Origin of the sequence: Paenibacillus harenae DSM 16969 (assembly GCF_000422465.1) — a bacterium.
Taxonomy (GTDB): domain Bacteria; phylum Bacillota; class Bacilli; order Paenibacillales; family Paenibacillaceae; genus Pristimantibacillus; species Pristimantibacillus harenae.
Genome location: NZ_AULV01000019.1, coordinates 127,427 through 152,165 on the forward strand (window position 1 = coordinate 127,427; position 24,739 = coordinate 152,165).

Genomic DNA, 24,739 nt, shown 5'->3' on the forward strand with positions numbered 1-24,739 from the left:
TCAAAATGGCTGAAAGCGGTCTTGCGGACGATGCGGATGAACGGTATCTTATAGGTGATACATAGGGATGAAGGAGGAGCATTGACATGGCAAGCATCCGCATCAAATTCGACCGTTTTCCGAACGGACTTTCCAAAGCGGCCGTATTCAGCTTCGACGACGGCCGCGAGCAGGACCGCAAATTGGTGGCCCTGATGAATCGGTACGGGCTGAAAGGAACGTTTCATCTCAATTCCGGCTTTCTGGGACGTGACGGCTATATCCGCGCGGAAGAAGTATCCGGGCTGTATGAGGGACATGAGGTTTCTGCCCATACGGTGGATCATCCCTTCCTGGAGCAGTCGCCGGGCGACCAGATTGCCGAGGAAGTGTTAGCGGACCGCGGGGCGCTCGAGTCGCTAGTCGGCTATCCCGTTCGAGGCATGAGTTATCCGTTCGGCACGTACGACGACCGGGTCGCTGCGGCGCTGCCCGTCCTGGGTATCGAATATGCCCGTACGGTAGCAAGCCATGGCCGCTTCGACATGCCGGAAGATCCGCTCCGCTGGCACCCGACTTGCCACCATAAGGAGATGATCCTGCAGGCGGAGCGGTTCCTCGCATCCAATCCGCGCCATAGCCGGATGGAGCTGCTGTTCGTGTGGGGCCACAGCTACGAGTTTGACAATGACGGCAACTGGGAGCTGGTGGACCAGGTTGGCGAACGGCTTGGCGGAAGCAAGTCGGTCTGGTTTGCGACGATGGCGGAGTTGATCGCATACCGCAAGGCGGTTGGAGCGCTGCGTTTCTCCGTCGACCGGAGGCTGGCGCATAATCCTTCTGCCATTGACGTATGGTTCAGCGCGGAGAGCGAAGCGGTTAAAGCTGGGGCGGGTGAGACAATCAGGCTGTAGCCTATGGAGAAAAAAAAGCCGATTCCGCAGCGGACGGGCACGTCCGTCTGCTTGCCGAAACGGCTTTTTACGTCTAATGCGCGATGACTACCTGTTCATCCCGCGTGTCCTGGACCCGGGTTGTATGGGGTCCGCAGTCTTGGATCGCTTCTTCTTCGCAGCAGCCGAAGCCCGGCCGGTCATGCGGCTGATAAGCATATAGAGCGGCGACGATTCGAGTTCGGTTAAGCCGATCAGCTCAATCCCGTTCACAATGAGCAAGAACGGCAATAATCCGATCGCGAGAATGCCGATAAGTAAGCCGACGGAGAGACTACGCAGCATTTTTCCGAATGTCATAACCTCATCTCCAATCCTTCATTTTCCTTCATTACTGAAGTATATGCCGTCAGAGCTATTAATCATTACGATTCGGAATGCGTTAAAAGTAAAAGCGCTGCATTTCCTTGGGTATGCCGTTGCGCATCATAAGCTCCTCCAGCGTCTCGCTGCGGGCAGGCGAATCGCCGGCCGTTAACAGCCGAACGGCAAATTTGCTCGCTTGCCGCTCAAACTTCCCCGCGTGAAAATAGGACTGCTCGTCCAGCCAGAAACGGTTAAAGCCGGGGTGCAGCCTGTCATGCCCAAGCTCATGCGCGCATACGAAGCGGCGCCAATCCTCCGGCAGCCGTTCATGGATGACGATAAAGCGCCGGCGGAGCTTCTTGAAATACAAGCCGCGCGTGCCGTCGCCCAGGTCCGCATAACGGATATAAATGCCAAGGCCCTCGGCAATGATGAAGGGGTCGTTGGTCTTAAACCTCCGGATGAGCTTCAGAATCATTTTATCCATAGCAGCACCTACCCTTTGGCATCATCTTCACCATGAGCGAGGCTCCGGGGCACTTGCTTTCTCTTGTGCTTATTCATTTGCTTGGCTTCCCAGAACAGACCGGTCAGCACGTCCATCACGCGCCTGCGGTCATCCTGGCTGAGCGGCACGCCGTCGAACATAATTTCCCCGTCTTCCTCCAGCAGCTTCTTGAAGTCCCTCTTATCCTTGTACGTGGCCCATTCGGGAATGACCGCCGCCGCTTCGCGCCCCAGCAGTTGGTCGGTTGTCGTATTTAAAATGTCGGCTAATTTTTGCAGATCTTCGCTGGAGGGAATTACCCGGTCATTTTCGATATGGCCGAAATTGGATCTTCCCATTTCCAGCCGTTTGGCGATATCCTGCTGCGTGAATCCCCGATCAATCCGTAATTGTTTAATTCTTGTCCCTAGTGACATATAGAACAGCCTCCGTCTTGGAATGAAATGAGGTATTAAAACACTTGACGGTATTTTAAATACCTAATACAATAAAATCTATCACGAAACACAAACGCATGTTCTTGTTATTTGTGTGTATTGCTAATATAAATACCATATATGTAGTCTATTCGTTGGATAAGGTAATGTCAATACCATTCCTTGGGGAGGAGGTATGAAGTAATGGGTATTTTAAATACCATCATAAAATAGAAAGGATGATAATCATGAATTTGCTAAGCTTATTGCCGCTGCTGACTCTATTTATTCAGGGTACCGGGATCTATGGCGCGCTGTCAGGCTGGTTGGAGGCGATTTACGGGGAGGGACGGATGCTGCCGGTTGCTTTATTGGCTGCAGCGATTGCTTTGGACTGGATAACGGGCATCGCGGCCGCATACAAAGACCGCGCGCATGCTTCGGAGTATGGGAGGATGGGAACGCTCCGAACGGTATTCGTGCTTCTGCTGCCTCTATTTGCGGCTTTGCTGGACGCTTCTCTCGGTTTGCCCGGATTGTTTTTTTATGCCGTCACGATCGGCCTTATTTATCGCACCTGGCAATCGATCACAGTAAATGCTTATCGTGCCGGGTGGGAAAGGTGGATACCGAAATCCGTCATTCAGCTTATCGATGGGGAACTGAAGGGGAAGGCTGAAGCCTTGTTTCACGCTCATACGGAAGAGAGCGAGCATAACGAAGCTGCCCTGAGCAAGAAGAAGGATAAGGGAGCTTAGCTTGTTGGCCTTGCTGGTAGGCAGATGCTCATTTCATCTAAAGGCCCATACACTTTCGGTTAGAAAACATAGGATACTATGTACCTTAATTAAAGGGGGATGAACAAATGAGCTATGGCGTAGGTGGGGCATTCACAAGCGTAGGCGTGATCCTTGTCCTATTCATTTTACTTGTCATTATCTCACGCGCTTGGCTGTACTAATCGAATCCGGGCATCAAGCACAATCGGAGCAACGGTCGATGGAAGAAAGGTAAAAGCGACTTTTTCCGAGCAGCCAATACAGATCTCATCTGAATCATGAAAATCGTACCTTAAAACGAAGGAGATGAACAAATGAGCTATGGAGTAGCAGGTGTCGGCGCAGGAAACTGCGGTCCTTCATATCCGGTTGCAGGAGTTGCAAAATGCGGACCTGGAGTTGGCGGAGCATTCACAAATGTAGGAGTTATATTGGTACTATTCATTCTGCTTGTCATCATCGCACGCGCTTGTTGGTAGTCGTGGGCGCAGCTTGCTTGTAAATCGGTACAATTGCGTTTCCACTAACTTAAATAGCATGAATAGACCCTAAATATAGAGGGAAGCAAATCTCAATATTTAGGGGAACCTCCAAACCTAGAGGGAATCACTCTCTATGTTTAGTGCCAAACCTCCTAAGTCTCTTAGGGGGTTTGCCTATTTCAAAAATTAGAATTTTAAGATTAGCGCTTATAACAGGCTTTCTGCTTGTAAGGCAATCAAGCCTTCTTTTAAATAGATGAAAGAACGTAAACGTTACGATATAATAGAGCTATGCTAATCTAAGCTTAGCTAAGCTAAGCTTCAAAGAATACATAGGCCAATGGGAGACGATCGCATGAATAATAGAGAGCAAATAACGCCTGTTTATCTGATATCTGGTTTTCTGGGGAGCGGGAAGACGACGCTGCTGCGGAGGGTACTGGATTATTGCGAAGCCGCAGGTAAGCGGCCCGCCGTCATTATGAACGAACTGGGCGATATCAATCTGGACGGGCAGCTGCTAGGCGGCGGGGTCCCGATGGCGGAAATGCTGAGCGGCTGCATCTGCTGCACGATTCGGGGCGATTTGGGCCTTGAGATCAGCCAGCTGATTGATGAGCATGGACCGGACGTTATTTTTATCGAATCGACAGGCGTGGCGAATCCGATGGAAACCTTGGACGGCGTGACCGAGGCAGCCCTGTATAAGGAAATCGGGCTTCGCGGCATCATTACGGTCGTAGACGGGCCGGAGCTGCTGAACCGCGGCAGGAACGGCAAAGGGCGAACCTACAAGCTGATGCAGGAGCAAATCCGCTGCGCGACGCTGCTGCTGCTTAATAAAGCGGACAAGCTGGAGCCTGAGGAGCTGGTTGAAGCGCAGCAGCAGCTGCGGGTGCTGAACGCGCACGCTCCAATCATTGCTTCCGTCCGCTGCGCGATCGACGATTGGAGCTGGATGGATTTCGAAGCGCAGCCGGCAGCGCTTGTTCAGCCTGCCGGGGCGGCCCACGAATCGCATGCTGCGAATGAAGCGAATGGATCGCACGGCCATTCCGGCCATCATCATTCGCACGGCCATGTCATGGCCGTTACGCATTATTGGCGGGGTCCGGTGGGCAGCGCCGCGTTCGAGTCGCTGCTGTCCCGGCTGCCGGACGATATTTATCGGGCGAAAGGCATCGTAACCTTCACGGACGCGCCCAGCCGTTTCTTGTTCCAATATGCTTATAAGGAATCCGATTTTATCCGGATCGAACCGCAGGGAAAGGTGAACGACGTCGCGGTATTCATCGGGGAGCACTTCTCCGAGGAATGGCTGCTGCGCGAGCTGAAGCTGCTGGAGCAGGCAATGCCGGAACAAGGGGAAGCGGAAGAATAACGGGGGCAGAGGGTGTCGAAATTTGCGGTTAGCATGTCTATACGTTCGGGTGAATGGGTAAAATAATCCAGACGAGGCCGGCCGAGCCTGCCTCTGCATCACGAAGCGATAGAAAGGTGGCAGCAAATGTTAAGAAAATGGTTAATCCCGGCGCTTGCGCTTGCCGTGCTGACTACGGTCGCACCGGTCTGGGCGGCGAAATCGGTTTCCATACTGCCGGAGGTGATCCCGGCGGCGCAGCATCCGAAGCCGACCGAAGAGGACGGCGGCTTTATGCATCACAAAGGAAAAATGACGCGCAAAGATTTTGAAGCTTACCGTCTTGAGAAACTGAAGGAAATAGCCGCTTATTTCGGCATTAGCACGGAAGGGAAATCCGCCGAGCAGCTGAAGAAGGAAGTCGACGCCGCTAAGACGGCCAATAAGGATAAGTGGGAAGCCTTTAAGGCGGAGCATAAAGCGAAACGTCTGGAGCACCTGCGCAAAGTTGCCGAAGAGCACGGCATTGACACGGAAGGCAAAACGGCCGATCAGCTGCGCGAAGAGTTATATAAGCTGCACGGCGGAAAAGGTAAACGTCCGCATCGCCGCGAGGACTAGAATCGCGCCAGTACATGGAACAGCGCTCGGCAGGAGCTTAAGGAACAATTTTCAGGGAGTATAGTTTTTCTTTTTTCTAATGGTCGCCATTACCGTTAATTCGCCGTTTTTAGTCTCTTTCATGATTTAACGGTTGTCATAGATGCTATTTCCTTGTTTTCTAATGATTTCGGTTAATAATAGCATAGATAGCGGTGATTATAACCGTTAGGTTTTCAAGAACGGCTTTTTGGGGCGAATAGCGATTATGGCAACCGTTAGAGCTCATTGCTCAGCCGATATGTACGGTATCGTTGCCAATATACTCAAGAAGGCGGCAATCGACCAAAAACCAGAAAAGGCGGTACAGGGATGACCTCCCTGGCACCGCCATTCCTTTATTTTGACGTTTTTTTCATCAAGCGAGCTGTCTTGTTAAGTGAGCAGACCTACTTTTGAAACAGCGCCTTTTTTTGAAATTTTATACATTCAGCAAGCTCTTATATGCTGCAGCATGCGAGTTTCTCCGCTGAGAGCGGGTACAGCCGTATTACGTTTGTTATCCGTTTACTTCGCAGCCCGGGTTTTGAGCTGACAGGCGGCTGCCTTCATCCCTTTCTCATACCTCTGTCCTTTCTTATACCTCTGTCCTTACTTATACCACTGCTCTTTGTCCTTTATTATACCTCTGTCTTTTCTTATACCTCTATCTTTTCTTATACCTTTGTCATTTCTTATACCTCCGTACTTTGCTCATGCCTTGTCCCTTTTCTCTCGTACTAGCCAAATTGTCTTTTGCCATCATGGATTCTGTCCAGCATATCAGGCAACTTTGGCGATTAGCGGGGGCTAGAATGGATTTCATCCGCTGAAATAGCCGATGAGCCCTGGATTAGCGGCAAACAGCCTTGCTATCATGCTGAAAATCCATGATAGCAGGAAAAAAAAGCATGATCCGTCCCAAGTTACTGTATGAAATCCAGGATGTTCCGGTTGGGGTTCGGATTCAGCGACTGATAAGACAATATAGGACGTACTTACTCCAGCAGGCCGGCTGCTAAATCGTCCACTGGGAATGTACAATGGCGCTCACGAACCAGGCGCCGTTCGATTCCTCCAGCACTAGAATGAGGCTTTCCCAATCCATGCCTTCATACTGCGCATTGAACCCGCTGAAATAGTAATCCATGAGAAAGCCTTCCGGGAATACCTCTTGAATATTTACCGCCGCATTTCCCGTTCCCTTAATCTCATTTACACCAACCTCATCCGGCTCCATAAAATCCTGGTCATACACAAACTTCTCGTAGTACTGCTTGAACGTAAGTTCAATCGGTTCGCCCGAGCCGTCAAAGGAGCCCCAGCTGTATACGGTCTCGTCGCTCATGCCGGGCAAGCCTGCTGCCGGGAATACTTTCGCCGTTGCCGTATCGATATGCGCGTAAGGAGAAAATAACAGCCCCTTGTCAGGATGGGCGTACTCGGCGAGCTCTATCATATCCCCGTCCTTAAGCGCAAGCATAACGGCTGCCGCCGCTTCCTGCGCGGTTGCCGCTGGCGCGGGATCATCCTCTTCCTCGCCGGTATCCGCAACCTCGGGAGAGGGAGCGGGCGTTGGTGCGGAAGTCGGAGACGGCTGGCTGGTGTCCGGGTTCGTGTTCGTATTTTTATTTGTATTTGTATCTGATTCCGTGTTTGTACTTGTGTTTGTGTTTTCGTTACCGTTTCCGGTACCGTTTCCGGTACCGTTTCCATCACGGGATGTCATTCCACCGCACGCCGACAGAAGCAGAATCATCATAATAAATAGGACTAGTTTTTTCATGCATTCATCACCTCAAATTAGTCTTGTACGAGCTGGATAAATCTAGAGCAGCTCCATCATGAAGTCAGACGTGATCCGGCGGCAAAAGTTGAATAGGCGCTTGTGGAGTTTATCGCCGTCTGATAAAATGATTTTGTTCAGTAAAAATATTAACTAAATACGGAGTGTGGCATGGCGACCATTAAAGATATTGCGCAAGAAGCGGGCGTATCGGCGGCTACCGTATCCAGAGTGCTTAACAACGACGCAACGCTGGCAGTAAGCGAGGAAACGCGGGCACGTATATTCAGCATTGCCGAGCAGCTGCAGTATAAGCCGTCGAGACTGCGGAGAATGAGGAAGGAAGAGAAGCTGTCCCGTCAGCAAATCGGACTGCTGATGTGGTCGACGCTGGAGGATGAGCACAGCGATCCATACTTCTCCGCCATTCGCAGAGGCATCGAAATACGCTGCGAGGAGCTTGGGATCAGTATCGTGAAGGTACTTCGCGGCAGCAGCCGCACCGACCTGCAGCCGCTGCACGAGCTGGACGGATTAATCGTCGTCGGCTCCATTGATGAGCAGGATGTACTGCAGCTTTACCGGAACGCCAAACGGCTCGTATTCGTCAATCACTCCAAGGAGCTGAGCGACTTCGATACCGTGAAGCTGCATTTCGAGCAAGCGACGCGAGCGGTGGTCGCCCATCTCCTGCGCCTGGGGCACAAGAAGCTTGGCTACATAGGCGGGAGCGACCAAGTGCACCGGCTGAATCGTCAGGAGGCGGATATCGCGGGAATTGAGCCCCGGCGCGCCTATTTCGAGAAAGCGCTGAGGGAGCTGGACCTATTTGACGAGCGGTTCGTAATCGAGACGGAATGGTCTTCGAACGGCGGTTACGAATCGATGAACCGGCTGCTTCAGCTGGAGCCGCTGCCTACGGCCTGCTTTATCGGAAGCGATCCCATGGCGGTAGGCGCCTTGCGGGCGCTTCACGAGCATGGCGTTAAGGTGCCGGAGGAAATGGCGGTTGTCGGCTTCGACGATATTGAAATATCGGCCTTCCTTAATCCGCCGCTCACGACCGTCCGCGTCCACACGGAGCATATGGGCAGGGCGGCCGTTCAACTGCTTCTTGAGAGAATCGATGGGCGGGAGGCCGCCGTTCACATGACCATAAATACGACCTTGGTCATCCGGGAGAGCTGCGGCAGCATGCAACAGTAGACAGTCAACCCATTATTCGAAATTAAGGGAGGAAATTATTTTGGCTATACAATTCGATCAACAGCATTCCGTCTTCCATCTGCAGGCTCGCGATACGAGTTATGTCATTCATGTCACCAAGCAGGGCTACCCCGCGCATCTTTACTGGGGCCGCAGAATCCGCGGCACGCAGCTGGACCGACTGCTCGAGCTTAAGGAGCGGGCTTCCTTCTCCCCCAGTACGGACCTGGATCAGCTGGCTTTGTCGCTGGATACGCTGCCGCAGGAATACCCTGGCTACGGCAATTCGGATTTCCGTATGCCCGCTTATCAGGTTATGCTTCCGAACGGCTCAACGATTACGGATTTACGTTATGAATCGCATGAGATCTTGAACGGCAAGCCGTCGCTGGCCGGACTGCCGTCGACGTATACCGAAAGCGACGACGAGGCGCAGACGCTGGAATTGACCTTGAAGGATGCATTGACGGGACTGACGGTTATTCTATCGTACAGCGTATTTGAGCAGTTCGATGCGATTACCCGTTCGGTCAGAGTGGCGAATAACGGAACGGATACGCTGCAGCTGCTGCGGGCCTTCAGCTTAAGCTTAGACTTTGCGCATGACCGCTTCGAGATGCTTCAGCTTTCCGGAGCCTGGACGCGCGAGCGTCACGTGCACAAGCGGAAGCTTGAGCCGGGACTGCAGTCGGTCGAGAGCCGCAGAGGCTCTAGCAGCCATATGCAAAATCCGTTCGTAGCGCTTCTATCGGAAGGAGCGACGGAGGATCACGGCGACGTATACGGAGTTAACCTCGTGTACAGCGGCAACTTTACGGCTGGCGTCGAGGTCGATCAATTTCATTCGGCGCGCCTGTTTATAGGCATCAACCCGTTCGACTTTAATTGGAGGCTCGAGCCGGGCGAGCAGTTCCAGACGCCGGAAGCGGTTATGGTTCACTCCTCGGAAGGCCTTGGCGGCATGTCGCGCAGCTTCCATGACCTGTACCGTTCCCGCCTGATCCGCGGCAACTTCCGCGACCAGACGCGTCCGATTCTCGTCAACAACTGGGAAGCGACTTATTTCAACTTTAACGCTGACAAAATCGAAGCGATTGCTCGCACCGGTCAAGAGCTGGGCATTGAGCTTTTCGTGCTCGATGACGGCTGGTTCGGCAAGCGGGATAATGACACAACCTCGCTTGGCGACTGGTTCGTTGACCGCAATAAGCTGCCGAACGGCCTGGGGGACTTGGTCAGCCGGGTCAAGCGTCTCGATATGCAGTTCGGCTTGTGGTTCGAGCCGGAAATGATCTCGCCGGAGAGCGAGCTGTATCGAACGCATCCGGACTGGTGCTTGCATGTTGAAGGCCGGAGACGTACGCAGGCGAGGCATCAGCTGATTCTCGACTTGTCGCGCAAGGATGTGCAGGAGTATATCGTGAAGGTCGTGTCGGACATTTTGTCCAGCGCCCCGATTACGTATGTGAAATGGGATATGAACCGGAACATGACGGAGATCGGCTCGGCATTGCTGCCGCCTGAGCGTCAGCGGGAAACCGCACACCGCTACATGCTCGGATTATATGACGTCCTGGAGAGAATTACGAGCGCCTTCCCGCATATTTTGTTCGAGAGCTGCTCCGGCGGAGGCGGACGCTTCGATGCCGGCATGCTCTATTACATGCCGCAGACGTGGACGAGCGACAATACGGATGCGGTGTCCCGGCTCAAGATCCAATACGGCACGAGCATCGTGTATCCGGTAAGCGCCATGGGCTCGCACGTGTCAGCCGTGCCGAACCATCAGGTCGGCCGTATAACCTCGCTTGAGACGAGAGGCCATGTGGCGTTGTCGGGTAATTTCGGTTATGAGCTGGATCTTACCCGTTTCACCGCGGAAGAGAAAGAAACGGTCAAAGCGCAGGTTGCGCTCTATAAAGAGGTTCGCCATCTCGTGCAATTCGGCGATTTCTACCGTCTGCTCAGTCCGTTCGAGGGCAATGAGACGGCATGGATGTTCGTCTCCAAAGACAAGAGCGAGGCGTTCGTCGTATATGCCTCCGTGCTGCAGGAGCCGAATCCGAAGCTTAACCGCTTCCGTTTGAAGGGACTTGATCCGAAGCGCAACTATAGCCTTGACGGACAGGATGCGCACTACGGCGGCGACGAGCTGATGTATGCCGGTCTTGCGGCGCCGCAATTCCACGGTGATTATGCGAGTAAAGTCTACCGTTTCCGCGCCGCGGAATAAAGCCGGCGCATGCTAGAAAGCAGGCGTTAGAAGCCAAGAAGCCCGTTCCGGCCGGAACGGGCTTCTTGGCTATGTGCACCTGACGGTCTAGCCTATAGAGGTGGAGGCTGCTGCCGCGATAATGATAATGAAAATAATGGCATAGATACCAAGTATGATCGCCGCCCAAAGCAGGGAAGCTTTAAAATAATTTTGTTTCGACGGGTTTCCTTCGCCGAACGCCCAGACGAACATCATAATAATGTTCACGATCGGTATGATCATGATGAGCATCGTAAGCATCCATTCTTTTACGGATATAACCGGAGCGACCAGCTGATGAGGATTGTACGGGTACGGTTGATTATCTGGATAAGCCGGCGGCTGTTGATAGTTATCCTTTCATTTCTCTCCTTCGATTCGAATTGTTGTAGGCTTTAGCACAAAATTTATTATATAGAAATCGGGTTGGATTACAACCTTTTTTTGTCATTTTTAGCCTTCTATCATAAAATAGATTGTGTTTGTCCTCTATTATTTGTGAAATAATAAAGATTTTTTTGTCGAATGGAAGACTTCTTAATGAATCTATCCTTAATATTTAGAAAAGCTGTCTCTCAGTTGAAAACGGTATGATCCATGACGTAAGATCGGCATCCTTCATCCGATTTAATTCTTGACAGCATAATCATAATGAATTACCCTCAACACAAAAGACCATGATGTTATGACATTATGTGCTTATCGTTTATTTGAATTCCCCGTACGAACGGCTTTAAGCACTCTTGTTCGATCCGCTTCATGCTTGCTTGTCACCGCCTTATAAAGCGTTTAATTCAATTTCAAACCCCAAATCCTCGATCATTTGATGGTCGATCGAAATCGACTGGCCGGCCGTCGTTAAATAGTCGCCTACAAAAAGTGAGTTTGCTGCGTATAGAGACAGCGGCTGTAAGGAACGGAGATTGATCTCGCGTCCGCCTGCCACGCGAATTTCTTTTGACGGACAGATGAAACGGAATAGGGCAAGTACCTTCAACGCTTGCAAGGGCTGGGTGAGTCCCGCATTTTCGAGGGGAGTTCCTGGAATCGCATTCAAGAAATTGATCGGAATGGAGTCCGCGTTAAGCTCGCGAAGGGCATAAGCCATTTCCGTAATTTCCTGTTTAGTCTCGCCCATGCCGATAATGACGCCCGAACAGGGGGACATGCCGTGAAGCTTCACCTTTTCCAATGTTTCAACGCGTTGATCATAGGTATGGGTCGTCGTAATTAACGGATAATTAGCTTGACTCGTATTCAAGTTATGGTTGTATCGATGCACGCCCGCTTCCGCCAGTCGTTCGGCTTGTCCGTCTCTTAAAATCCCGAGGCAAGCGCATATCTTTAGCGGCATCGTGTCGCGGATTTCTTTGACCGCATCAACCACTTGATCCAGCTCTCTGCTTGTCGGGCTTCTGCCGGCAGCGACGATGCAATAAGTTCCGGCCTTACGCGCCATGGCTTCACGCGCTCCCGCAAGCAAGGTATCTTTATCGAGCAAGGTGTATTTTTCAACCGGCGCAGTCGAAACGGCGGATTGCGAGCAGTAGCCGCAGTCTTCGGGGCAAAGGCCGCTTTTGGCGTTGATGATCATGTTCAGCTTCACTTTTTTGCCAAAAAAATGTTTTCTCACTTGAAAAGCAGCCTGCATGAGCGGCAATACCTCATCATTATCGGCATCGAGCACCGACAATCCCTCCTCCAACGTTAAGCATTCCCCCTCTAATACCCGGTTTGCCATTAGATCCCATTTACTAGCTGCTGTATTTCGTTCCATCGCTATCATCCTCCCATTCGTGCGGCGAGCGTTCCGCGGCAGCGATTAAATCTTGAAGCGTTAGAGCCACGCCTGCCTGCTTGGCAGCCAGCAGCGGCGAAAGCGGAGCTTGAACGTTAGCCATATCGAAGAAAAACCGTCATAATAAGCGCGTCCCTGAACGTCGTACAGCTTGATGCCTTTACCGTGTTCGATACTAAGAGGATCAGAGACATTGTAATCTTTCATTTGAGTAAAAGGATGCCATAAATGATCCCTATCAACAGCGGCAAGCCTTTCGTATTCCGTTGCCACAACCTATCACCATCCGTCAACCCATACATCATTAATTGTTAACCATTTTTTTAGATTTAGGTTAACAATAAGATGACGCCATTCTAGCAGATCAGAATTTTCCTGTAAAGAGAATTAAATCCTAGAGGTCCTCGGACCGGATACGGAAGTCATAAACTAAAAAAGCTGAAGTGTATGGCTAAGCATTGGAATGACGCGTATAGGATTCAGCCGAACTGGGAAAATAAGAGGATGTTTCTGTCAAACAATTGAGGCTGCAGCATCAATATCGAGGAGGAGCAGGCTGATATGACTGAAGGAAAGAAGATCGCCTTTTTGCTCGCGGACGGCTTTGAGGATTCCGAGATGATGAACCCGTACGATGAAATGGTAAAGAACGGTCATGAGATTGTAATTATCAGCTTGAATAGTAACGAGCTATTGAAGGGGAAGAAAGGTACGGTCTCCTATACGTCGCATCTCGGGATCAAGGAAGCGAACGCGAAGGATTATGCCGCCGTCATCATCCCGGGAGGGGATTCGCCTGCGCATCTGATGAATGATGCCGATGTCCAAAGCTTCGTAAGGCAGGCCGATCAGGCCGGTATTACGATAGCGGCAATCTGTCACGGTCCGCAAATATTGGCCGCAGCCGGCCTGTTGAGAGGCAGAACGGCTGCCGCCTATCCGGGTATTTCCGCCGAGATCGAAGCGGCCGGCGGTCATTATGTGGATCAAGAGGTTGCGGTAGACCGCAATTTCATAACGTCCCGTACGCCGAAGGACGAGCCGGCTTTTATCAAGGAGACGCTAGAGCGCCTGGGCGTTAACGCCTGGTAGCGGTGCGGAGGACATGCTGTGTATAAAGAAGCCGTATGGAGAGACGTACCCCGTACGGCTTCTTCTTATGTCGGGAGTAACGGGAGGTCTGCGGAACCCTGCTTGTTTGCATATGGATAGGTGCCCGAATACGGCAAGACCGCTTTGATGAGTTCAAAGCGGTCTTGACTATTATATAAAGGCTAGCTGCCGGATTTTTTCTGCAGGAGCCGCTTTAGCTCTTCATCTACAAGCGCGCTGCGCTGCTCGCGCTGCATGTCGGCGGCAGGCAGGCCGGTATTCGCGCCATCGCCATAAGGCTTTCCAGCAAGCTCGCGCGCCGCTTCCCATTCCATCACCTTCTGTTCAATTCGCTCGAAGCCTCTGGAAGCGGAGCTTTCGCGGAGCGAATCTGGGGACGAATAACCGTGCGATCCGCCTGTTTTCTGAACGCGCGAGATAAGCTCCGTACGCTTGCTCTGCAGCCTCGTCCGTTCTTCCTTCAGCGTCTCTGCACGCTGCCCCAGCTCGAGCGCGGCTTGCTTGGCAAGCTGCAGCAGTCTTGCTGTTTCTGCCGCCTGCTCGAGATACAGCAGCTTCGATTCAAGCGCCGTACGCGCTTCCGCTTCACGATCCCCGGACGCGGCTTGCTCGGCTTTGCTTTCGTAGTAGTCCGCATGCCCGTTCTGCTCGGCCAGCTTCGTCTCCAGCATGCGTTCCTGAGCTTGCTGCTTCAGCATAGCGCGTTCCGTTCCTGCGATTTCCTCGTCCAAATCTCTTAAGTAATGATTAAGCATCATAACCGGATTTTCGATTTTATCCAGCATTTCATTGGCCGCTGCTTTCGTCATGCTGACCATGCGTTGTAAAATTCCCATTTGATCATCTCTCCTCGAATTATAATCTTTCTCTTACGTTTTAGTAATGATTGCTAAAATTGAAATCGTTGTAAGGCGCCTTCGGTACGAACAACGTAATGATAAAGTATGCCAGTATGACCGTGCCGAAGCTAAAGAGCGCGGCAATGGCGGTTAGCAGTCTGACAATGGTCGGATCAACGCCGAGCCAATGGCCTATGCCTCCGCAAAGACCGGTAATTTTGCTGTCCGTAGTTGAACGAAATAGTTTTTTCATTTCCAATCATCCTTTCGTGTGGCTCATCTATGACTTTATTGTAGTACGGGTTGGAGGCGCCCGTAACGGTCCCCGGTCCATTGCCCGTGCTGGCCTTTAGGCGGGGATTATGTACGACGGATGGCGGGGACGCCGGATTTAGGCGCGGTAGATCTGCAGGTGCGGCCACGTCTCTCCCATGCTTGTCATGCTTGTCAAACTAGTCCGCATAATTGGTCAAGTCCCCTCATAGACATGTTATCAGCCAGTAAAAAACTATTGTTCAGAGGGGATGATCACATGCGTCGCATAACATGGACCGCGGCAATTTTATTGTGCTTTTCTTTAGTGTTAGCCGCTTGCGGAACGAAGGACGCCGAGTCCGTGGTGAAGGAGCTCGACAAGGTAGTGAGCAGTATGGAAAGCTATCAGGGAAGCGGGACAATGACGCTGAATACGAGTCAGCAGCCGCTTGAATACAAGGTTGAGGTATCGTATCAGAAGCCGCAGTACTACCGCATTAAGCTGACGAATGAGGAGAAGGATATTACGCAAATCGTGCTTCGCAATGACGACGGCGTATTCGTGCTCACGCCGAAGCTCAATAAAGTGTTTCGCTTCCAAAGCGACTGGCCGCAAAATCAAGGCCAAGTTTACTTATACCAGACATTGATCCAAAGCATCCTGGTCGATAACTCAAGACAGTTTGTCGTTGATGAGGACGCGTATGTTTTTGACGTAATGGCAAACTATAACAACGGCTCCTTAGCCCGCCAAAAAATTTGGCTGAACAAATCGGATTACAAGCCGGTTCAAGTAGAAGTCAGCGATGCGAACGCCGCCGTGATGGTGCAGGTGAAGTTCGACAGCTTCGAATTCGGTCCGAAATTCGACAAGGCCGTATTTGAAACGGAAGCGAATATGAAGGCGGAGCCTTCCAGCCAATCGACTGACGAACCGACCATGACGCTGCCGGAGCAAGAGGGCGACGACGCGGCGGCCGGCAACGCAGACAACAATGCGGGAGACAATGCGGCAGCGCCTGAAGACAGCGCGGATGCGGGCGGCAATGACCGAGAGGGCGAAGCGGTTGTAGATGGAGACGATCAGGTGGACAACAGCGGCAAAGACGATGAGAATACGGAGGATGACGCCTCGGCCGGAACGGAAGAGGAATCAGACTTTACGGCGATGAAGCCTTCCTATCTCCCTGAAGGCGTAAGCGAGCAGGACATGGTGGATATCGTGTACGGCGGCAATCCCGGCCTGATGATCCGTTATACGGGCGACTACAGCTACACGCTTATTCAGACCGAGCCGAAGGATCTGGCGGCAACCTATACGCCTGGCATGCTGGTTAGTCTGGGCTTTACGATGGGCGAGCTTATCAGCGGGGAAGAGCAGCAAACGCTCATCTGGACATACGAAGGGCATCAATTCCGTCTGGCGAGCGCGAATTTGCCTGAAACCGAAATGATTAAGATCGCGCAATCGGTACAGGGTGAAATCGGGAAATAACGCGGGAGAGCAGACGAATTTCCAAGACGTACTAACCAATTCCGGCGCTTCCTTCATTGACAGTCTCGGCAGCAGGGTTTAACATTATTTCTATTAATGTTTGCTGCTCGGACTGTTAGGGTTATGGCTGCCAGATGAGGAGAAGGTGAACGGCTTGGATTTGTTTTATCGCCCCACATGGGTTGAAATATCATTAGACGCTCTTAGACATAATTTACAGGAATTCCGCGGCGCAATGCCGCAGGACTGCAGGCTTATGGCTTCGGTCAAGGCGAATGCCTACGGGCACGGCGCAGTAGAGGTAGCGCGCGAAGCGGAGCGCTTTGGCGTAGATTATCTAGGAGTCGCTTTTCTGGACGAAGCGTTGCAATTGCGGAAGGCAGGCATCCGAACCCCGATTCTCGTTCTAGGTTTCGTGGCTCCGGATGCTTTGTCTGTCGCAAGGGATAGCGATGTAACGATTAGCTTATTTCGTAAAGATGTTATTGAAGCCGCAGCAAAGCTTCCGTTGGATGAAACAGGTAAGAAGCTGAAGGCTCATATTAAAATCGATACAGGCATGGGACGGCTCGGCGTTCTGGGGAAGGATGCGGCGATAGCCTTTATAGAGGCGGCTTTGAGCGTGCCGCAGCTTATGATCGAAGGCATGTTCACGCACTTCGCCAGCGCGGATGAGGCTGACAAAACCTATACGAAGCTGCAGGTTGACCGATTTCGGGAAATTACCGATTACATGGAGAAGAAGGGAATTTCGATTCCGATCATTCATGCCGCCAACAGCGCTGCCGGCATCGATACGCCGGATTGGGCAGGCGGTATGCTGCGTCTCGGAATCAGCATGTACGGCTTGTATCCATCGGTGGAGGTTAACCGTCAGCGTATTAAACTTGAGCCTGTGATGGCGCTAAAGACCGAGGTCGTGATGGTCAAGAACGCGCCTGAGGGATGGGGAATCAGCTATGGCACCCGGTATAAGGCGGAAGAGGGAGAAAGGATCGGAACCTTGCCGATCGGTTATGCCGACGGTTACAGCCGCATGCTGACAGGGAAAGCCCATGGACTTGTACGCGGCGTGAAAACGCCGATTCGCGGTACGATTTGCATGGATCAATGTATGATCTCGTTAGATTCTGTCGCTGCAGGAGCTGGTGATGCGCCTGTCGAGACCGGCGAGGAGGTCGTGCTAATCGGCCGTCAAGGCGATGCGGTTATTACGGCAGAAGAAGTGGCTGATCAGCTTGGAACGCTTAACTATGAAGTAACCTGCATGCTGGCCAATCGAGTGCCAAGGGTATATGTGAAAGGCGGCCGGATTGCCGCTGTCCGTAACCCCTTAGCTTAGCGATCGCGGTTGGAAATTGTTACAACCTGTATTTTTTGAGCAAATGAAGAGGATTTTTGCCAAAAAGCACGAATTAGTATGGCAGGGCATCTATAGGGACTATACATGTAAACATACAGCATAAATGATATACGACGATCATAGATATGTTGAAGTATAGCGACGGCATTATATTGTCATAATGTGTATAAGGGGATTGGAAAAGTTTTGGGGGTGCGAGTTCGGTGGCCAATGTACAAAATACCAAGAGGATCATGATTAGCCTGCCAGACCATTTGCTGGAGGAGGTTGACGGAATTGTGGCCAAAGAAAACTCCAACCGCAGTGAATTTATCCGGCAAGCCATGAAATTGTATCTGGTAGAGCGCAAAAAACGTCAAATCCGGGAATCCATGCAGCGCGGGTATATGGAAATGGCGAAAATTAACCTGAACATGGCCTCGGAAGCTTTTCAAGCGGAGGAAGAAGCAGACCATACGTTAGGCCGTCTCGTTAGCGGGGTGTAGAGGTTGATCGTAAAACGCGGAGATGTGTTTTTTGCGGATTTATCGCCAGTTGTCGGATCGGAGCAAGGCGGCGTTCGTCCCGTGCTTGTCATTCAGAATGATATCGGCAATCGTTTCAGTCCGACGGTTATCGTGGCTGCCATCACGGCACAGATTCAGAAAGCGAAGTTGCCTACCCATGTGGAGATGGACGCGGCCGCACATGGCTTCGATCGCGATTCCGTCGTGCTTCTCGAGCAGATCCGGACGATTGACAAACAGCGGCTGACCGATAAAATTACGCATTTGGACGATGAAACGATGCGTAAGGTTGACGATGCCTTGTTAATCAGCGTTGGGTTAATCGATTTTTAATGAAAAAAGCTGTTTGGCGCGTTGAAGGGATTGCCTTTAAGCTAAATGGCTTTTTTTGTCGATTATCACTGAAAATTGATGCAATTAGGAAAAAAAGGATAGACAAACGAAATGTGGATTTGCTATTATGGATTCAATTGATAGTTGAACTCATATAAAACGAGCACTATTTATGCGAAGAACGCACTCAGCAAGCCTTAGGTGGCTGCTGATGCGTTCTTTTTTTTATGCTCGGAGAGGAGCGGGGATGAACAGGAGAAGGAATGCCATCATTAGCTTAACGGCCGCAGTACTGTCCGGCTGTCTCGTTTATGGCATGCATAAGCTCCAGCGCATGCAGATCGAGCAGCAGGAGACGGTTGCCGTGCTTGTGCCGAAACGATTTATAGGTGCGGGAGAGAGGCTGCAGGAGAAGGATTTGGAGTATAAAATGATGCCCCAGGCGGCTTTTAACCCGGAGATGCTCGTGGATTCCGGACAGGTAGAGGGAAAGGAGACGGTCATACCGCTGGGCCAGGGCGAACCGATTTTGGATTGGAAGGTGGATCGTTATTATTTGCAGCCCCGGCGGAGCGAATCAACCTTTCAAATTCCTAAGGATTATATCCGCTCGATCTCGAACGGAATAAGAGCGGGTGACAGGGTGCTTCTGTATGCATCGGGTGAGGCTTCGCCTTCCAAGAGGCTTTTTGAGGAGGCTGTGGTTGTCTCATCGGTCAAGACGTCGGGGAACCTCGAGATCGATAATGTCGAGAATCCGAACCTGCTCTCACTGGCGGAAGGGAATAAAGAGCAGATGTATGCGTCCAGACGCGACGCCAACGGAATGATCGAATACTTGAATTTAAATTTATCGGAAGAGCAGTGGCTCCATATCGATGGTTTATGCAAGAGCGGGGAAATTAAACTGGTCGTTGCTTACAGCCCGGAATCTCTGGATGTACCGGTTCGGAAGGAGGCGGATGAGCCGTGAACGGATCCGCCGCGCCTCTAGTCGCCTTTATTGGCACCACACCGAATATTGGAACGACGGCAGCCGCATTCGCGGCGGCCTATCGCTTGGCGGAGGCCAGCGGCAAATCGATCGGGTATTTATGCCTCAATCTGAAGAGCGCGAAGATCCACCGATACTTAGGCGTTATTGAGCCGACAGTTACGCTGGACAAGCTTCGTCCGGACCTCCGTTCTTATTCGCTGACGGCGGATAAGCTCCGGAGAGCGGCGCATGCCGTACAAGGACGGCCCAATCTTCAGGTCTTGTTCGGAAACTTCGTGAGAGACCAGGCCGAATATTTCACACCGGAAGAAGCCGATCATTTGCTAACTGCCGCAGAGCAAGCCTTTGCGATGGTCGTGCTGGACGTAGGCGCTTATTGGGACAATGCGGCGACGATTTGCGCCATGCGCAGGGCAAGCTCGCGCATTCTCGTGACGACTCCCGCGCTGTCTCACTTTCAAGAGGACGGGCGCCGTTGGATCGGACAAGTATCTCCTTTATTCGGGGTGGCACCCGAGCAATATGATTTGATTACGATTAATGGTCCTTGGAGAAATGGAGGTTATCAGATGAAGCATATTTGCAAAGAGTTGGGTACTGCGCAGCTCGGGCAATTTCAATTAAGCGAGCCGGTATTCAGCCAACTGGACAGCGGCACTTACGCAGGCTGGCTCCGCAGCGACGCGCTCGGCAAGCAAGCGATGCGCGAGCCTGCCAAGGCTCTCATGCAGCGTCACGGCATAAGGGGGTTGCCGCCGGTCCTATCGGTTCAGCCCTGGTACCGCAAGCTGCTTACTCACCGTAACGGGACCAGCTCATGATGGCGCGGGAGAATCGCTTTTCGCCCTCCGAGTTTGCTGCACAGATGAAGGCGGAACGGATGCTGCGGGAGGAAGAGGGAGCTGCATTAATTGTCCCGAGAGATGCTAATGTCGAGTTCGCGAGGCTTGCCGACGATATGAGAACCTATCTAAGCGCGCCGCATGGGCTTGGCGAGGAAGAGAGAAAACGATACGGTGAAACGTTGAATCGTGCCGTTCTCGGTTATTCGCAGGAGAGAGAGCAGGTGCTTGCGGTCATATCGGACCGATTGATCAGACTTCGAATCCATGAGGCGACCGGCATGCAGCATCCTTATCAATCGCTGGCGGAGGCGCTGTTCGCGGAGGTCATCGGTCTTAACGTGCTTGAATTGATTCTTGCGGATAAAGAGGGGCTGGAGGAAATTCAAGTGGTCGGCGAACGGATTTTCATTGTGAGGGACGGAGTGACGAGACCGTACGCATACCGGTTCGACAGCGTACGCGAGGTCGAGCGCGTACAGCAAAATTTAGTTTTGTTCAATAATGACCGCATTAATCCGCGAAAGCGGTGGGCGGAAGTGATGCTGCGCGACGGCTCGCGAGTCACGATGACCGGCTTCGGCTTTACGGCATGCCCAACCCTGACGATCCGCTTCTATACGGTGCGAAGCTTTAGTCTGCAGACGTTAAGCTCCTCCGCTTACAGAACGATGAATGCGAAAGTGATGAGCATGCTGAAGGCGATACTGGCGGCAAGATTCAATATCGTCATCATTGGAGCGACGAATTCGGGCAAGACGAATCTGATGAAAGCGCTCATTGCCGAGCTCCCGGATGAAGAGCGGATCATCACGATCGAGGGCAGGTTCGAAATGATGCTCGGCCGCGATTTTCCGGCCAAGAACGTTGTCGAATACGAGACGGAAGAGGATGATCCATATCACCGTTCCGATCAAGCCTTCAAGCTCGCGCTAAGACAATCGCCGCAGCGGATTATCCATGCCGAGATCCGCGATGTCGATGCGAACATTTACGTTCGGGCTTGTACGAGAGGCCACTCCGGCAGTATGACGACGGTGCATGCGAACAGGCTGGAGGATGTTCCGGAAGCGATCACGGATATGTGCATGCTTGACGGGCGAGGGATGAATGCCGAAAGGCTCACGAAGCGCATTACCCGGTACGTTACGGAGATCGGCATTGAAATGAGCTATTTGAACGGGCGAAGAGTCGTCAGCCGGATCGGCGAACTGTTCTGGAAAGATGGGCAGGCTCTCGTTCGGGATTGGGTGAAATTCGACGTTATGCAAGGCGAGTGGATTTTTCCGGCCCAGCCGTCAGCGAAGGCGGAGGAACGAATGGCCGTGCAGGGTGCCTTGCATGAGTAAGCTTTCGACCGCAGCGGCAGCCGCTTTATTGTTCGGTTTGTTATTTATTGCGTTATATCACTTGTTTATCATGTGGTCGCAGGAACATTCGCTTCGCAGCAAGTTAACTTACTGTACGAAGAACGGTTTGCGTTACAGGCTTACTGAACGATTCAAGCGTTACGAGCGTCCGCATCGGCATTTGTCGGAGTTAATAGAAACGCTCCAATGGAAAATATCGCCGGTAAACTTTGTTTGGCTTTCCTGTTTGCTTCTGCTCTCCGGGATTGCGTCTGGAGGAATCTTCTTTCAAAGCGCCAAAGGCACGCTTCTATTTGGCGGGCTGCTTGGCGCCGTGCCCTATACAATGATGCGGGCAACGTTAGTTCATCGGCGTATGCAGGCGCAAATGGATTTTTTGCCTGCCGTAGAGCTTTTCTACCAATGTTATCTTGTGACGGGTGAACGGCAGGTCCGGATCGCGCTGCAGCGGACGGTCGAAGAGAGAAGATTGCTTGGGCCGATGCAATCCGTATTCGAGCAGCTGTATCGCAATCTGTCTGTTCGCGGGGACGATGACGCGAGCATGCGTCTGTTTTCTTCGTCGCTTGGGCATTTATGGGCCGATTACTTCGTTAATATTCTGCGTGTGGCGTTAGTGGAGGGAGTATCCATTTCCGACAGCTTAAGGGAGCTTCTTAACGACATGCGCAAGGCTAGACTGGCGAACGAGCAGGAGAGAAACCGGCTGCTGGAAATCCGAGTCGCCAACTTCTCGCCGCTACTGTTTGTGACTTTGTTCATCGCTATCAATCTTCGTTACAACAAGGACAATTCGTACTTTTATTACGTCATTGATCCGCAAGGCAGAGATATGCTTCTCAATGCGGCGGTGCTTATATTCGCTTCTTTTCTGATGGGGCTGTGGCTGTCGCGCAAAAAAATGTAAGGGGGATCTGAATGTACGATTGGGTGGAAAGCGTGATCCGGATAGCCGTGCTCGCAGGACAATTCGTGTTCGGCGCGGCGGCAATTTACGCCATCTTGTCCTTGCTGCCCAGACGCCCGGCCAGGTGGAAGCATCTTGCCGTATTAAGCTGGCGAACCCATGCCGTGCCGGCCGGCTGGCTGAGGCTGCTCCGCATCGCCAGGCAAGCGCCGACCTTCATGGAGAGAGAACTGCTGCTGGCCGGCTGCGGTGTAACGGCGGATGCGGGATGGTATGTATTCACCAGACGGCTTCTGCTGATCGTTGTAAGTTTGTTCATTCTTATCGTCGTTGTGCTTCACGGGCGGTTAAACGGGCTTATCCCTTTGGCATATAGCGGTCCGGGGTTACTGCTCCTGCTGCTGCTGATTTATAACGATTTGGCCTGGCTGCGGGCTATCCGCAAAGTCCGGGCGCTGCAAATGACGAAGGAAATATTCGTTGTCAGCAATCAGCTGCTTTACCTGTCGGACTCTTCGCTGCATATTCATGCGAAGCTGGCGCGCTGCGTGCCGTTTACAAGAGCGATGCGCGGCGATCTGGAGCGGCTTCTTGCCGAGTGGTATCACGATGCGGGCTCCGCCCTGCAGCGGTTCAAGCAGCGGATCGGCACCGATGAGGGACTAAGCTTTGTCGAGACGCTTGATGCGCTTAGAATGCATGAGAGCCGGCAATATTACGAGCTGCTCCGGGTGAGGATCGGGGATTACAAAGAAAAAATCGAGCTTGCCAAAGAAAGCCGCAAGGAATCAACCTCCTATGTTTTGTTCGTCATCGCGGGCATCCCGATTTTATATACCTTTCAGGTTTTTATCTATCCATGGGTAAAGGAAGGGCAGAAGCTGTTCCAATCGCTCAACTAACGGCTGACCGAATACGAAGGGAGGTGTCTGCATGCGTAATATATTAATGACCGTCATGATGCTGGTCGTCGTTATCGTCCTGTTCAATACGATCATCGCCAAAGATACAACGGGAACGAGGAGCCAGATCGAATCGCAAGGGACTGCGGCCAACACAAAAATTAGCCAGCTGCTCCCATAATGTAAAATGACGCGTGAGCAAAAGAAGACGGAGGTACCGCTAATGAGAAGCATACTTATCACGCTGCTGCTGCTTGTAACCGTTATTCTCCTTTACCTGGAGATAGCAGAGGGAGATACGGGGATGAATCGGCAAGTAAACGAAGCCGGCAGGGCGGTTAGCGACCATATCAGGAGCATGAGTCCATGAAGCAGCTGCTCATTTTTATATTGTTTGCTGCCATGTTGTGCTGGCTGATGTTCTCGCCGATTTATAAGCATGTGCTCATTGTCAGGCAGGCGGTGCTGCAGCAGGAGGTTGATTATTTGCTTGAAGTCGGCGCGAGCGGAAGCTACGGCTATATAAGCCCGGCGATGATGGAGGATTCAAGAGACAGGCTGGGGCGCTTCGGCATGCAGCCTGCCGACGTCGTCTTCGAGCTGTCGGCGACAAGCGGCGTCGACGCTTCGAATCCATATGCGCCTGTGCTTCGCGGAGAAGGCATTTCCTTAACCATGAGCTACCCGTACGAGAATTTGTTCGATATTGATCGTTTAATCGGCCTGGCGCCGCCGCTGCCCGGGGAGAGAATGAAAGCGTTCGGAATGAAGATGAGCGAGTATGTGCCTTAGACGGGGAAGGAGGTTGAACCGATGTATAAGCTGGTATTGATCGTTATGATGATGTCGGCGTGGGGCTCGGTTCATCTTCTGCAGGTTGAGGAGGAGATGGCGATGCAGACCTTATTTCTGGGCAAGCATGCGGTTAACCGGGCGGCACATGCCGCGGCGCAGCAGCTCGATCCGGAGGCGCTTGGCGAAGGGGTGCTGCGAATTGCCCCCGGCTTGGCGGAAGAGGCGGCAGTCCGGTTTTTACGGGGGAATTTACTGATCGATTCGTCGGGAGCCCCGCTGCCGGAATCCTTTCTAAGGCACCCGCTGGAGGTTCTTGTCTTTGAGGTGATCAATGCTGAACGGACTTTTCCATATACGTATCGAAACGATGTATACCAATATGAAGTTACGTTAGAGCAGCCGGGAATTGTTATGATCGTTCATGTCGTATATCCGCGGGCTTTTCGTGTACTTGAACCCATTGAATGGAATATTAAGGGGGCGGCTGAGCTAACGGCAGGTTGACGTTAAAATGGAAAATTGGTGTAATAGGGGGAGGGATTTCATTTAGGAGTTG

30 protein-coding genes and 1 pseudogene are annotated in these 24,739 nt (G+C 52.0%); 21 read left to right on the plus strand and 10 right to left on the minus strand.

The window, feature by feature from the left end; genetic code table 11:
- Nucleotides 1-86: 86 nt before the first annotated feature.
- On the plus strand, nucleotides 87-893 hold the full coding sequence (locus H581_RS0107185; protein ID WP_028609422.1) for a polysaccharide deacetylase family protein: 807 nt from the start codon (nucleotides 87-89) through the stop codon (nucleotides 891-893).
- Between the two features lie 87 nt (nucleotides 894-980).
- On the opposite strand, the gene H581_RS0107190 is transcribed toward H581_RS0107185, so the two are convergent.
- The 3 genes from H581_RS0107190 to H581_RS0107200 all read right to left on the minus strand — a co-directional run bounded on the left by H581_RS0107190 (nucleotide 981) and on the right by H581_RS0107200 (nucleotide 2,162).
- Complete coding sequence (locus H581_RS0107190; protein ID WP_028609423.1) at nucleotides 981-1,232, minus strand: hypothetical protein; 252 nt, start codon at nucleotides 1,230-1,232, stop codon at nucleotides 981-983.
- Nucleotides 1,233-1,314: 82 nt separating this feature from the next.
- Nucleotides 1,315-1,725 (minus strand): ImmA/IrrE family metallo-endopeptidase, encoded by a 411-nt coding sequence (locus tag H581_RS0107195; RefSeq protein ID WP_028609424.1) that lies wholly within the window; start codon nucleotides 1,723-1,725, stop codon nucleotides 1,315-1,317.
- Nucleotides 1,726-1,733: 8 nt separating this feature from the next.
- Entirely contained in the window at nucleotides 1,734-2,162 is a 429-nt protein-coding gene (locus tag H581_RS0107200; RefSeq protein WP_028609425.1) for a helix-turn-helix domain-containing protein, read from the minus strand.
- 248 nt (nucleotides 2,163-2,410) lie between these two features.
- On the opposite strand from H581_RS0107200, the gene H581_RS33325 reads away from it, so the two are divergent.
- From H581_RS33325 to H581_RS36305, 4 genes are all read left to right on the plus strand, one after another.
- Nucleotides 2,411-2,920 (plus strand): phage holin family protein, encoded by a 510-nt coding sequence (locus tag H581_RS33325; RefSeq protein WP_051250527.1) that lies wholly within the window; start codon nucleotides 2,411-2,413, stop codon nucleotides 2,918-2,920.
- Between the two features lie 107 nt (nucleotides 2,921-3,027).
- Nucleotides 3,028-3,123: a sporulation protein YjcZ gene (locus tag H581_RS37745; RefSeq protein WP_156889520.1), complete on the plus strand. Its 96-nt coding sequence runs from the start codon at nucleotides 3,028-3,030 to the stop codon at nucleotides 3,121-3,123.
- 655 nt (nucleotides 3,124-3,778) lie between these two features.
- On the plus strand, nucleotides 3,779-4,804 hold the full coding sequence (locus tag H581_RS0107220) for a CobW family GTP-binding protein (protein WP_028609426.1): 1,026 nt from the start codon (nucleotides 3,779-3,781) through the stop codon (nucleotides 4,802-4,804).
- Nucleotides 4,805-4,930: 126 nt separating this feature from the next.
- Nucleotides 4,931-5,404, plus strand: a complete 474-nt coding sequence (locus H581_RS36305; RefSeq protein ID WP_051250529.1) for a hypothetical protein — start codon at nucleotides 4,931-4,933, stop codon at nucleotides 5,402-5,404.
- A gap of 1,036 nt (nucleotides 5,405-6,440) precedes the next feature.
- Here the strand turns inward: H581_RS36305 and H581_RS36310 are convergent.
- Nucleotides 6,441-7,208 carry a hypothetical protein gene (locus tag H581_RS36310; protein WP_051250531.1) on the minus strand — a complete coding sequence of 256 codons (768 nt, stop codon included), beginning with the start codon at nucleotides 7,206-7,208 and terminating at the stop codon, nucleotides 6,441-6,443.
- Between the two features lie 171 nt (nucleotides 7,209-7,379).
- Here H581_RS36310 and H581_RS0107235 point away from each other — a divergent pair, with 171 nt between their 5' ends.
- Nucleotides 7,380-8,414 carry a LacI family DNA-binding transcriptional regulator gene (locus H581_RS0107235; RefSeq protein WP_028609427.1) on the plus strand — a complete coding sequence of 345 codons (1,035 nt, stop codon included), beginning with the start codon at nucleotides 7,380-7,382 and terminating at the stop codon, nucleotides 8,412-8,414.
- Between the two features lie 40 nt (nucleotides 8,415-8,454).
- Nucleotides 8,455-10,647: an alpha-galactosidase gene (locus H581_RS0107240; protein WP_028609428.1), complete on the plus strand. Its 2,193-nt coding sequence runs from the start codon at nucleotides 8,455-8,457 to the stop codon at nucleotides 10,645-10,647.
- Nucleotides 10,648-10,734: 87 nt separating this feature from the next.
- On the opposite strand, the gene H581_RS0107245 is transcribed toward H581_RS0107240, so the two are convergent.
- The 4 genes and pseudogenes from H581_RS0107245 to H581_RS38800 all read right to left on the minus strand — a co-directional run.
- Complete coding sequence (locus tag H581_RS0107245) at nucleotides 10,735-10,920, minus strand: hypothetical protein (protein ID WP_245599954.1); 186 nt, start codon at nucleotides 10,918-10,920, stop codon at nucleotides 10,735-10,737.
- 526 nt (nucleotides 10,921-11,446) lie between these two features.
- Complete coding sequence (bioB, locus tag H581_RS0107250) at nucleotides 11,447-12,445, minus strand: biotin synthase BioB (protein ID WP_028609430.1); 999 nt, start codon at nucleotides 12,443-12,445, stop codon at nucleotides 11,447-11,449.
- Nucleotides 12,423-12,569: a hypothetical protein gene (locus H581_RS37750; RefSeq protein ID WP_156889521.1), complete on the minus strand. Its 147-nt coding sequence runs from the start codon at nucleotides 12,567-12,569 to the stop codon at nucleotides 12,423-12,425. Before H581_RS37750 ends, bioB begins: the two co-directional genes overlap by 23 nt.
- Nucleotides 12,563-12,739: pseudogene (locus H581_RS38800) on the minus strand (adenosylmethionine--8-amino-7-oxononanoate transaminase); the annotation flags it as partial. The pseudogene H581_RS38800 and the gene H581_RS37750, both read right to left, overlap by 7 nt.
- A gap of 288 nt (nucleotides 12,740-13,027) precedes the next feature.
- On the opposite strand from H581_RS38800, the gene H581_RS0107260 reads away from it, so the two are divergent.
- Complete coding sequence (locus H581_RS0107260) at nucleotides 13,028-13,558, plus strand: type 1 glutamine amidotransferase domain-containing protein (RefSeq protein ID WP_028609432.1); 531 nt, start codon at nucleotides 13,028-13,030, stop codon at nucleotides 13,556-13,558.
- Nucleotides 13,559-13,740: 182 nt separating this feature from the next.
- Here the strand turns inward: H581_RS0107260 and H581_RS0107265 are convergent, their stop codons facing one another.
- Together H581_RS0107265 and H581_RS0107270 are read right to left on the minus strand one after the other, a co-directional pair.
- Entirely contained in the window at nucleotides 13,741-14,415 is a 675-nt protein-coding gene (locus H581_RS0107265) for a PspA/IM30 family protein (protein ID WP_028609433.1), read from the minus strand.
- A gap of 40 nt (nucleotides 14,416-14,455) precedes the next feature.
- Nucleotides 14,456-14,671: a PspC domain-containing protein gene (locus tag H581_RS0107270; RefSeq protein WP_028609434.1), complete on the minus strand. Its 216-nt coding sequence runs from the start codon at nucleotides 14,669-14,671 to the stop codon at nucleotides 14,456-14,458.
- Between the two features lie 279 nt (nucleotides 14,672-14,950).
- Here H581_RS0107270 and H581_RS0107275 point away from each other — a divergent pair, with 279 nt between their 5' ends.
- The 13 genes from H581_RS0107275 to H581_RS0107335 all read left to right on the plus strand — a co-directional run bounded on the left by H581_RS0107275 (nucleotide 14,951) and on the right by H581_RS0107335 (nucleotide 24,687).
- Nucleotides 14,951-16,168: an outer membrane lipoprotein-sorting protein gene (locus H581_RS0107275; protein ID WP_028609435.1), complete on the plus strand. Its 1,218-nt coding sequence runs from the start codon at nucleotides 14,951-14,953 to the stop codon at nucleotides 16,166-16,168.
- A 154-nt stretch (nucleotides 16,169-16,322) separates the two neighbouring features.
- On the plus strand, nucleotides 16,323-17,510 hold the full coding sequence (alr, locus tag H581_RS0107280) for an alanine racemase (RefSeq protein WP_028609436.1): 1,188 nt from the start codon (nucleotides 16,323-16,325) through the stop codon (nucleotides 17,508-17,510).
- Between the two features lie 224 nt (nucleotides 17,511-17,734).
- Nucleotides 17,735-18,016 carry a CopG family ribbon-helix-helix protein gene (locus tag H581_RS0107285; protein WP_028609437.1) on the plus strand — a complete coding sequence of 94 codons (282 nt, stop codon included), beginning with the start codon at nucleotides 17,735-17,737 and terminating at the stop codon, nucleotides 18,014-18,016.
- A gap of 3 nt (nucleotides 18,017-18,019) precedes the next feature.
- Nucleotides 18,020-18,370 (plus strand): type II toxin-antitoxin system PemK/MazF family toxin, encoded by a 351-nt coding sequence (locus H581_RS0107290; protein ID WP_028609438.1) that lies wholly within the window; start codon nucleotides 18,020-18,022, stop codon nucleotides 18,368-18,370.
- A 247-nt stretch (nucleotides 18,371-18,617) separates the two neighbouring features.
- Nucleotides 18,618-19,343 (plus strand): SAF domain-containing protein, encoded by a 726-nt coding sequence (locus H581_RS0107295; protein ID WP_028609439.1) that lies wholly within the window; start codon nucleotides 18,618-18,620, stop codon nucleotides 19,341-19,343.
- Complete coding sequence (locus H581_RS0107300; RefSeq protein ID WP_028609440.1) at nucleotides 19,340-20,188, plus strand: CpaE/TadZ family protein; 849 nt, start codon at nucleotides 19,340-19,342, stop codon at nucleotides 20,186-20,188. Before H581_RS0107295 ends, H581_RS0107300 begins: the two co-directional genes overlap by 4 nt.
- A complete protein-coding gene (locus H581_RS33340; protein ID WP_036718034.1) occupies nucleotides 20,185-21,558 on the plus strand; it encodes an ATPase, T2SS/T4P/T4SS family in 1,374 nt (457 codons plus the stop codon). The genes H581_RS0107300 and H581_RS33340 overlap by 4 nt, the downstream gene beginning before the upstream one ends.
- Nucleotides 21,551-22,486: a hypothetical protein gene (locus H581_RS0107310; RefSeq protein WP_028609441.1), complete on the plus strand. Its 936-nt coding sequence runs from the start codon at nucleotides 21,551-21,553 to the stop codon at nucleotides 22,484-22,486. The genes H581_RS33340 and H581_RS0107310 overlap by 8 nt, the downstream gene beginning before the upstream one ends.
- Nucleotides 22,487-22,497: 11 nt before the next feature.
- Nucleotides 22,498-23,388 carry a hypothetical protein gene (locus H581_RS0107315; RefSeq protein WP_036718037.1) on the plus strand — a complete coding sequence of 297 codons (891 nt, stop codon included), beginning with the start codon at nucleotides 22,498-22,500 and terminating at the stop codon, nucleotides 23,386-23,388.
- Nucleotides 23,389-23,419: 31 nt separating this feature from the next.
- Nucleotides 23,420-23,569, plus strand: coding sequence for a hypothetical protein (locus tag H581_RS38305; protein WP_169507479.1), 150 nt, complete (start codon nucleotides 23,420-23,422; stop codon nucleotides 23,567-23,569).
- Nucleotides 23,570-23,611: 42 nt separating this feature from the next.
- Complete coding sequence (locus H581_RS37755) at nucleotides 23,612-23,758, plus strand: hypothetical protein (RefSeq protein ID WP_156889522.1); 147 nt, start codon at nucleotides 23,612-23,614, stop codon at nucleotides 23,756-23,758.
- Nucleotides 23,755-24,180, plus strand: coding sequence for a hypothetical protein (locus H581_RS0107330; protein WP_028609443.1), 426 nt, complete (start codon nucleotides 23,755-23,757; stop codon nucleotides 24,178-24,180). The genes H581_RS37755 and H581_RS0107330 overlap by 4 nt, the downstream gene beginning before the upstream one ends.
- Before the next feature lie 21 nt (nucleotides 24,181-24,201).
- Complete coding sequence (locus tag H581_RS0107335) at nucleotides 24,202-24,687, plus strand: hypothetical protein (protein WP_028609444.1); 486 nt, start codon at nucleotides 24,202-24,204, stop codon at nucleotides 24,685-24,687.
- Nucleotides 24,688-24,739 lie beyond the last annotated feature (52 nt).

Bases quoted from the DNA above. Each gene is read 5' to 3' on its own strand.
- H581_RS38305 (WP_169507479.1), top strand. From the start codon at position 23,420: ATGCGTAATATATTAATGACCGTCATGATGCTGGTCGTCGTTATCGTC.
- H581_RS0107220 (WP_028609426.1), top strand. From the start codon at position 3,779: ATGAATAATAGAGAGCAAATAACGCCTGTTTATCTGATATCTGGTTTT.
- H581_RS33325 (WP_051250527.1), top strand. From the start codon at position 2,411: ATGAATTTGCTAAGCTTATTGCCGCTGCTGACTCTATTTATTCAGGGT.
- H581_RS0107235 (WP_028609427.1), top strand. From the start codon at position 7,380: ATGGCGACCATTAAAGATATTGCGCAAGAAGCGGGCGTATCGGCGGCT.
- H581_RS36310 (WP_051250531.1), bottom strand. From the start codon at position 7,208: ATGAAAAAACTAGTCCTATTTATTATGATGATTCTGCTTCTGTCGGCG.
- H581_RS36305 (WP_051250529.1), top strand. From the start codon at position 4,931: ATGTTAAGAAAATGGTTAATCCCGGCGCTTGCGCTTGCCGTGCTGACT.
- H581_RS0107335 (WP_028609444.1), top strand. From the start codon at position 24,202: ATGTATAAGCTGGTATTGATCGTTATGATGATGTCGGCGTGGGGCTCG.
- H581_RS33340 (WP_036718034.1), top strand. From the start codon at position 20,185: ATGATGGCGCGGGAGAATCGCTTTTCGCCCTCCGAGTTTGCTGCACAG.
- H581_RS37745 (WP_156889520.1), top strand. From the start codon at position 3,028: ATGAGCTATGGCGTAGGTGGGGCATTCACAAGCGTAGGCGTGATCCTT.
- H581_RS0107270 (WP_028609434.1), bottom strand. From the start codon at position 14,671: ATGAAAAAACTATTTCGTTCAACTACGGACAGCAAAATTACCGGTCTT.
- H581_RS0107315 (WP_036718037.1), top strand. From the start codon at position 22,498: ATGTACGATTGGGTGGAAAGCGTGATCCGGATAGCCGTGCTCGCAGGA.
- H581_RS37755 (WP_156889522.1), top strand. From the start codon at position 23,612: ATGAGAAGCATACTTATCACGCTGCTGCTGCTTGTAACCGTTATTCTC.
- H581_RS0107260 (WP_028609432.1), top strand. From the start codon at position 13,028: ATGACTGAAGGAAAGAAGATCGCCTTTTTGCTCGCGGACGGCTTTGAG.
- H581_RS0107310 (WP_028609441.1), top strand. From the start codon at position 21,551: ATGAGTAAGCTTTCGACCGCAGCGGCAGCCGCTTTATTGTTCGGTTTG.
- H581_RS0107245 (WP_245599954.1), bottom strand. From the start codon at position 10,920: ATGCTCATCATGATCATACCGATCGTGAACATTATTATGATGTTCGTC.
- H581_RS0107265 (WP_028609433.1), bottom strand. From the start codon at position 14,415: ATGGGAATTTTACAACGCATGGTCAGCATGACGAAAGCAGCGGCCAAT.
- H581_RS0107200 (WP_028609425.1), bottom strand. From the start codon at position 2,162: ATGTCACTAGGGACAAGAATTAAACAATTACGGATTGATCGGGGATTC.
- H581_RS0107190 (WP_028609423.1), bottom strand. From the start codon at position 1,232: ATGACATTCGGAAAAATGCTGCGTAGTCTCTCCGTCGGCTTACTTATC.
- H581_RS0107275 (WP_028609435.1), top strand. From the start codon at position 14,951: ATGCGTCGCATAACATGGACCGCGGCAATTTTATTGTGCTTTTCTTTA.
- H581_RS0107195 (WP_028609424.1), bottom strand. From the start codon at position 1,725: ATGGATAAAATGATTCTGAAGCTCATCCGGAGGTTTAAGACCAACGAC.
- bioB (WP_028609430.1), bottom strand. From the start codon at position 12,445: ATGGAACGAAATACAGCAGCTAGTAAATGGGATCTAATGGCAAACCGG.
- H581_RS0107295 (WP_028609439.1), top strand. From the start codon at position 18,618: ATGAACAGGAGAAGGAATGCCATCATTAGCTTAACGGCCGCAGTACTG.
- H581_RS0107185 (WP_028609422.1), top strand. From the start codon at position 87: ATGGCAAGCATCCGCATCAAATTCGACCGTTTTCCGAACGGACTTTCC.
- H581_RS37750 (WP_156889521.1), bottom strand. From the start codon at position 12,569: ATGGCTAACGTTCAAGCTCCGCTTTCGCCGCTGCTGGCTGCCAAGCAG.
- H581_RS0107330 (WP_028609443.1), top strand. From the start codon at position 23,755: ATGAAGCAGCTGCTCATTTTTATATTGTTTGCTGCCATGTTGTGCTGG.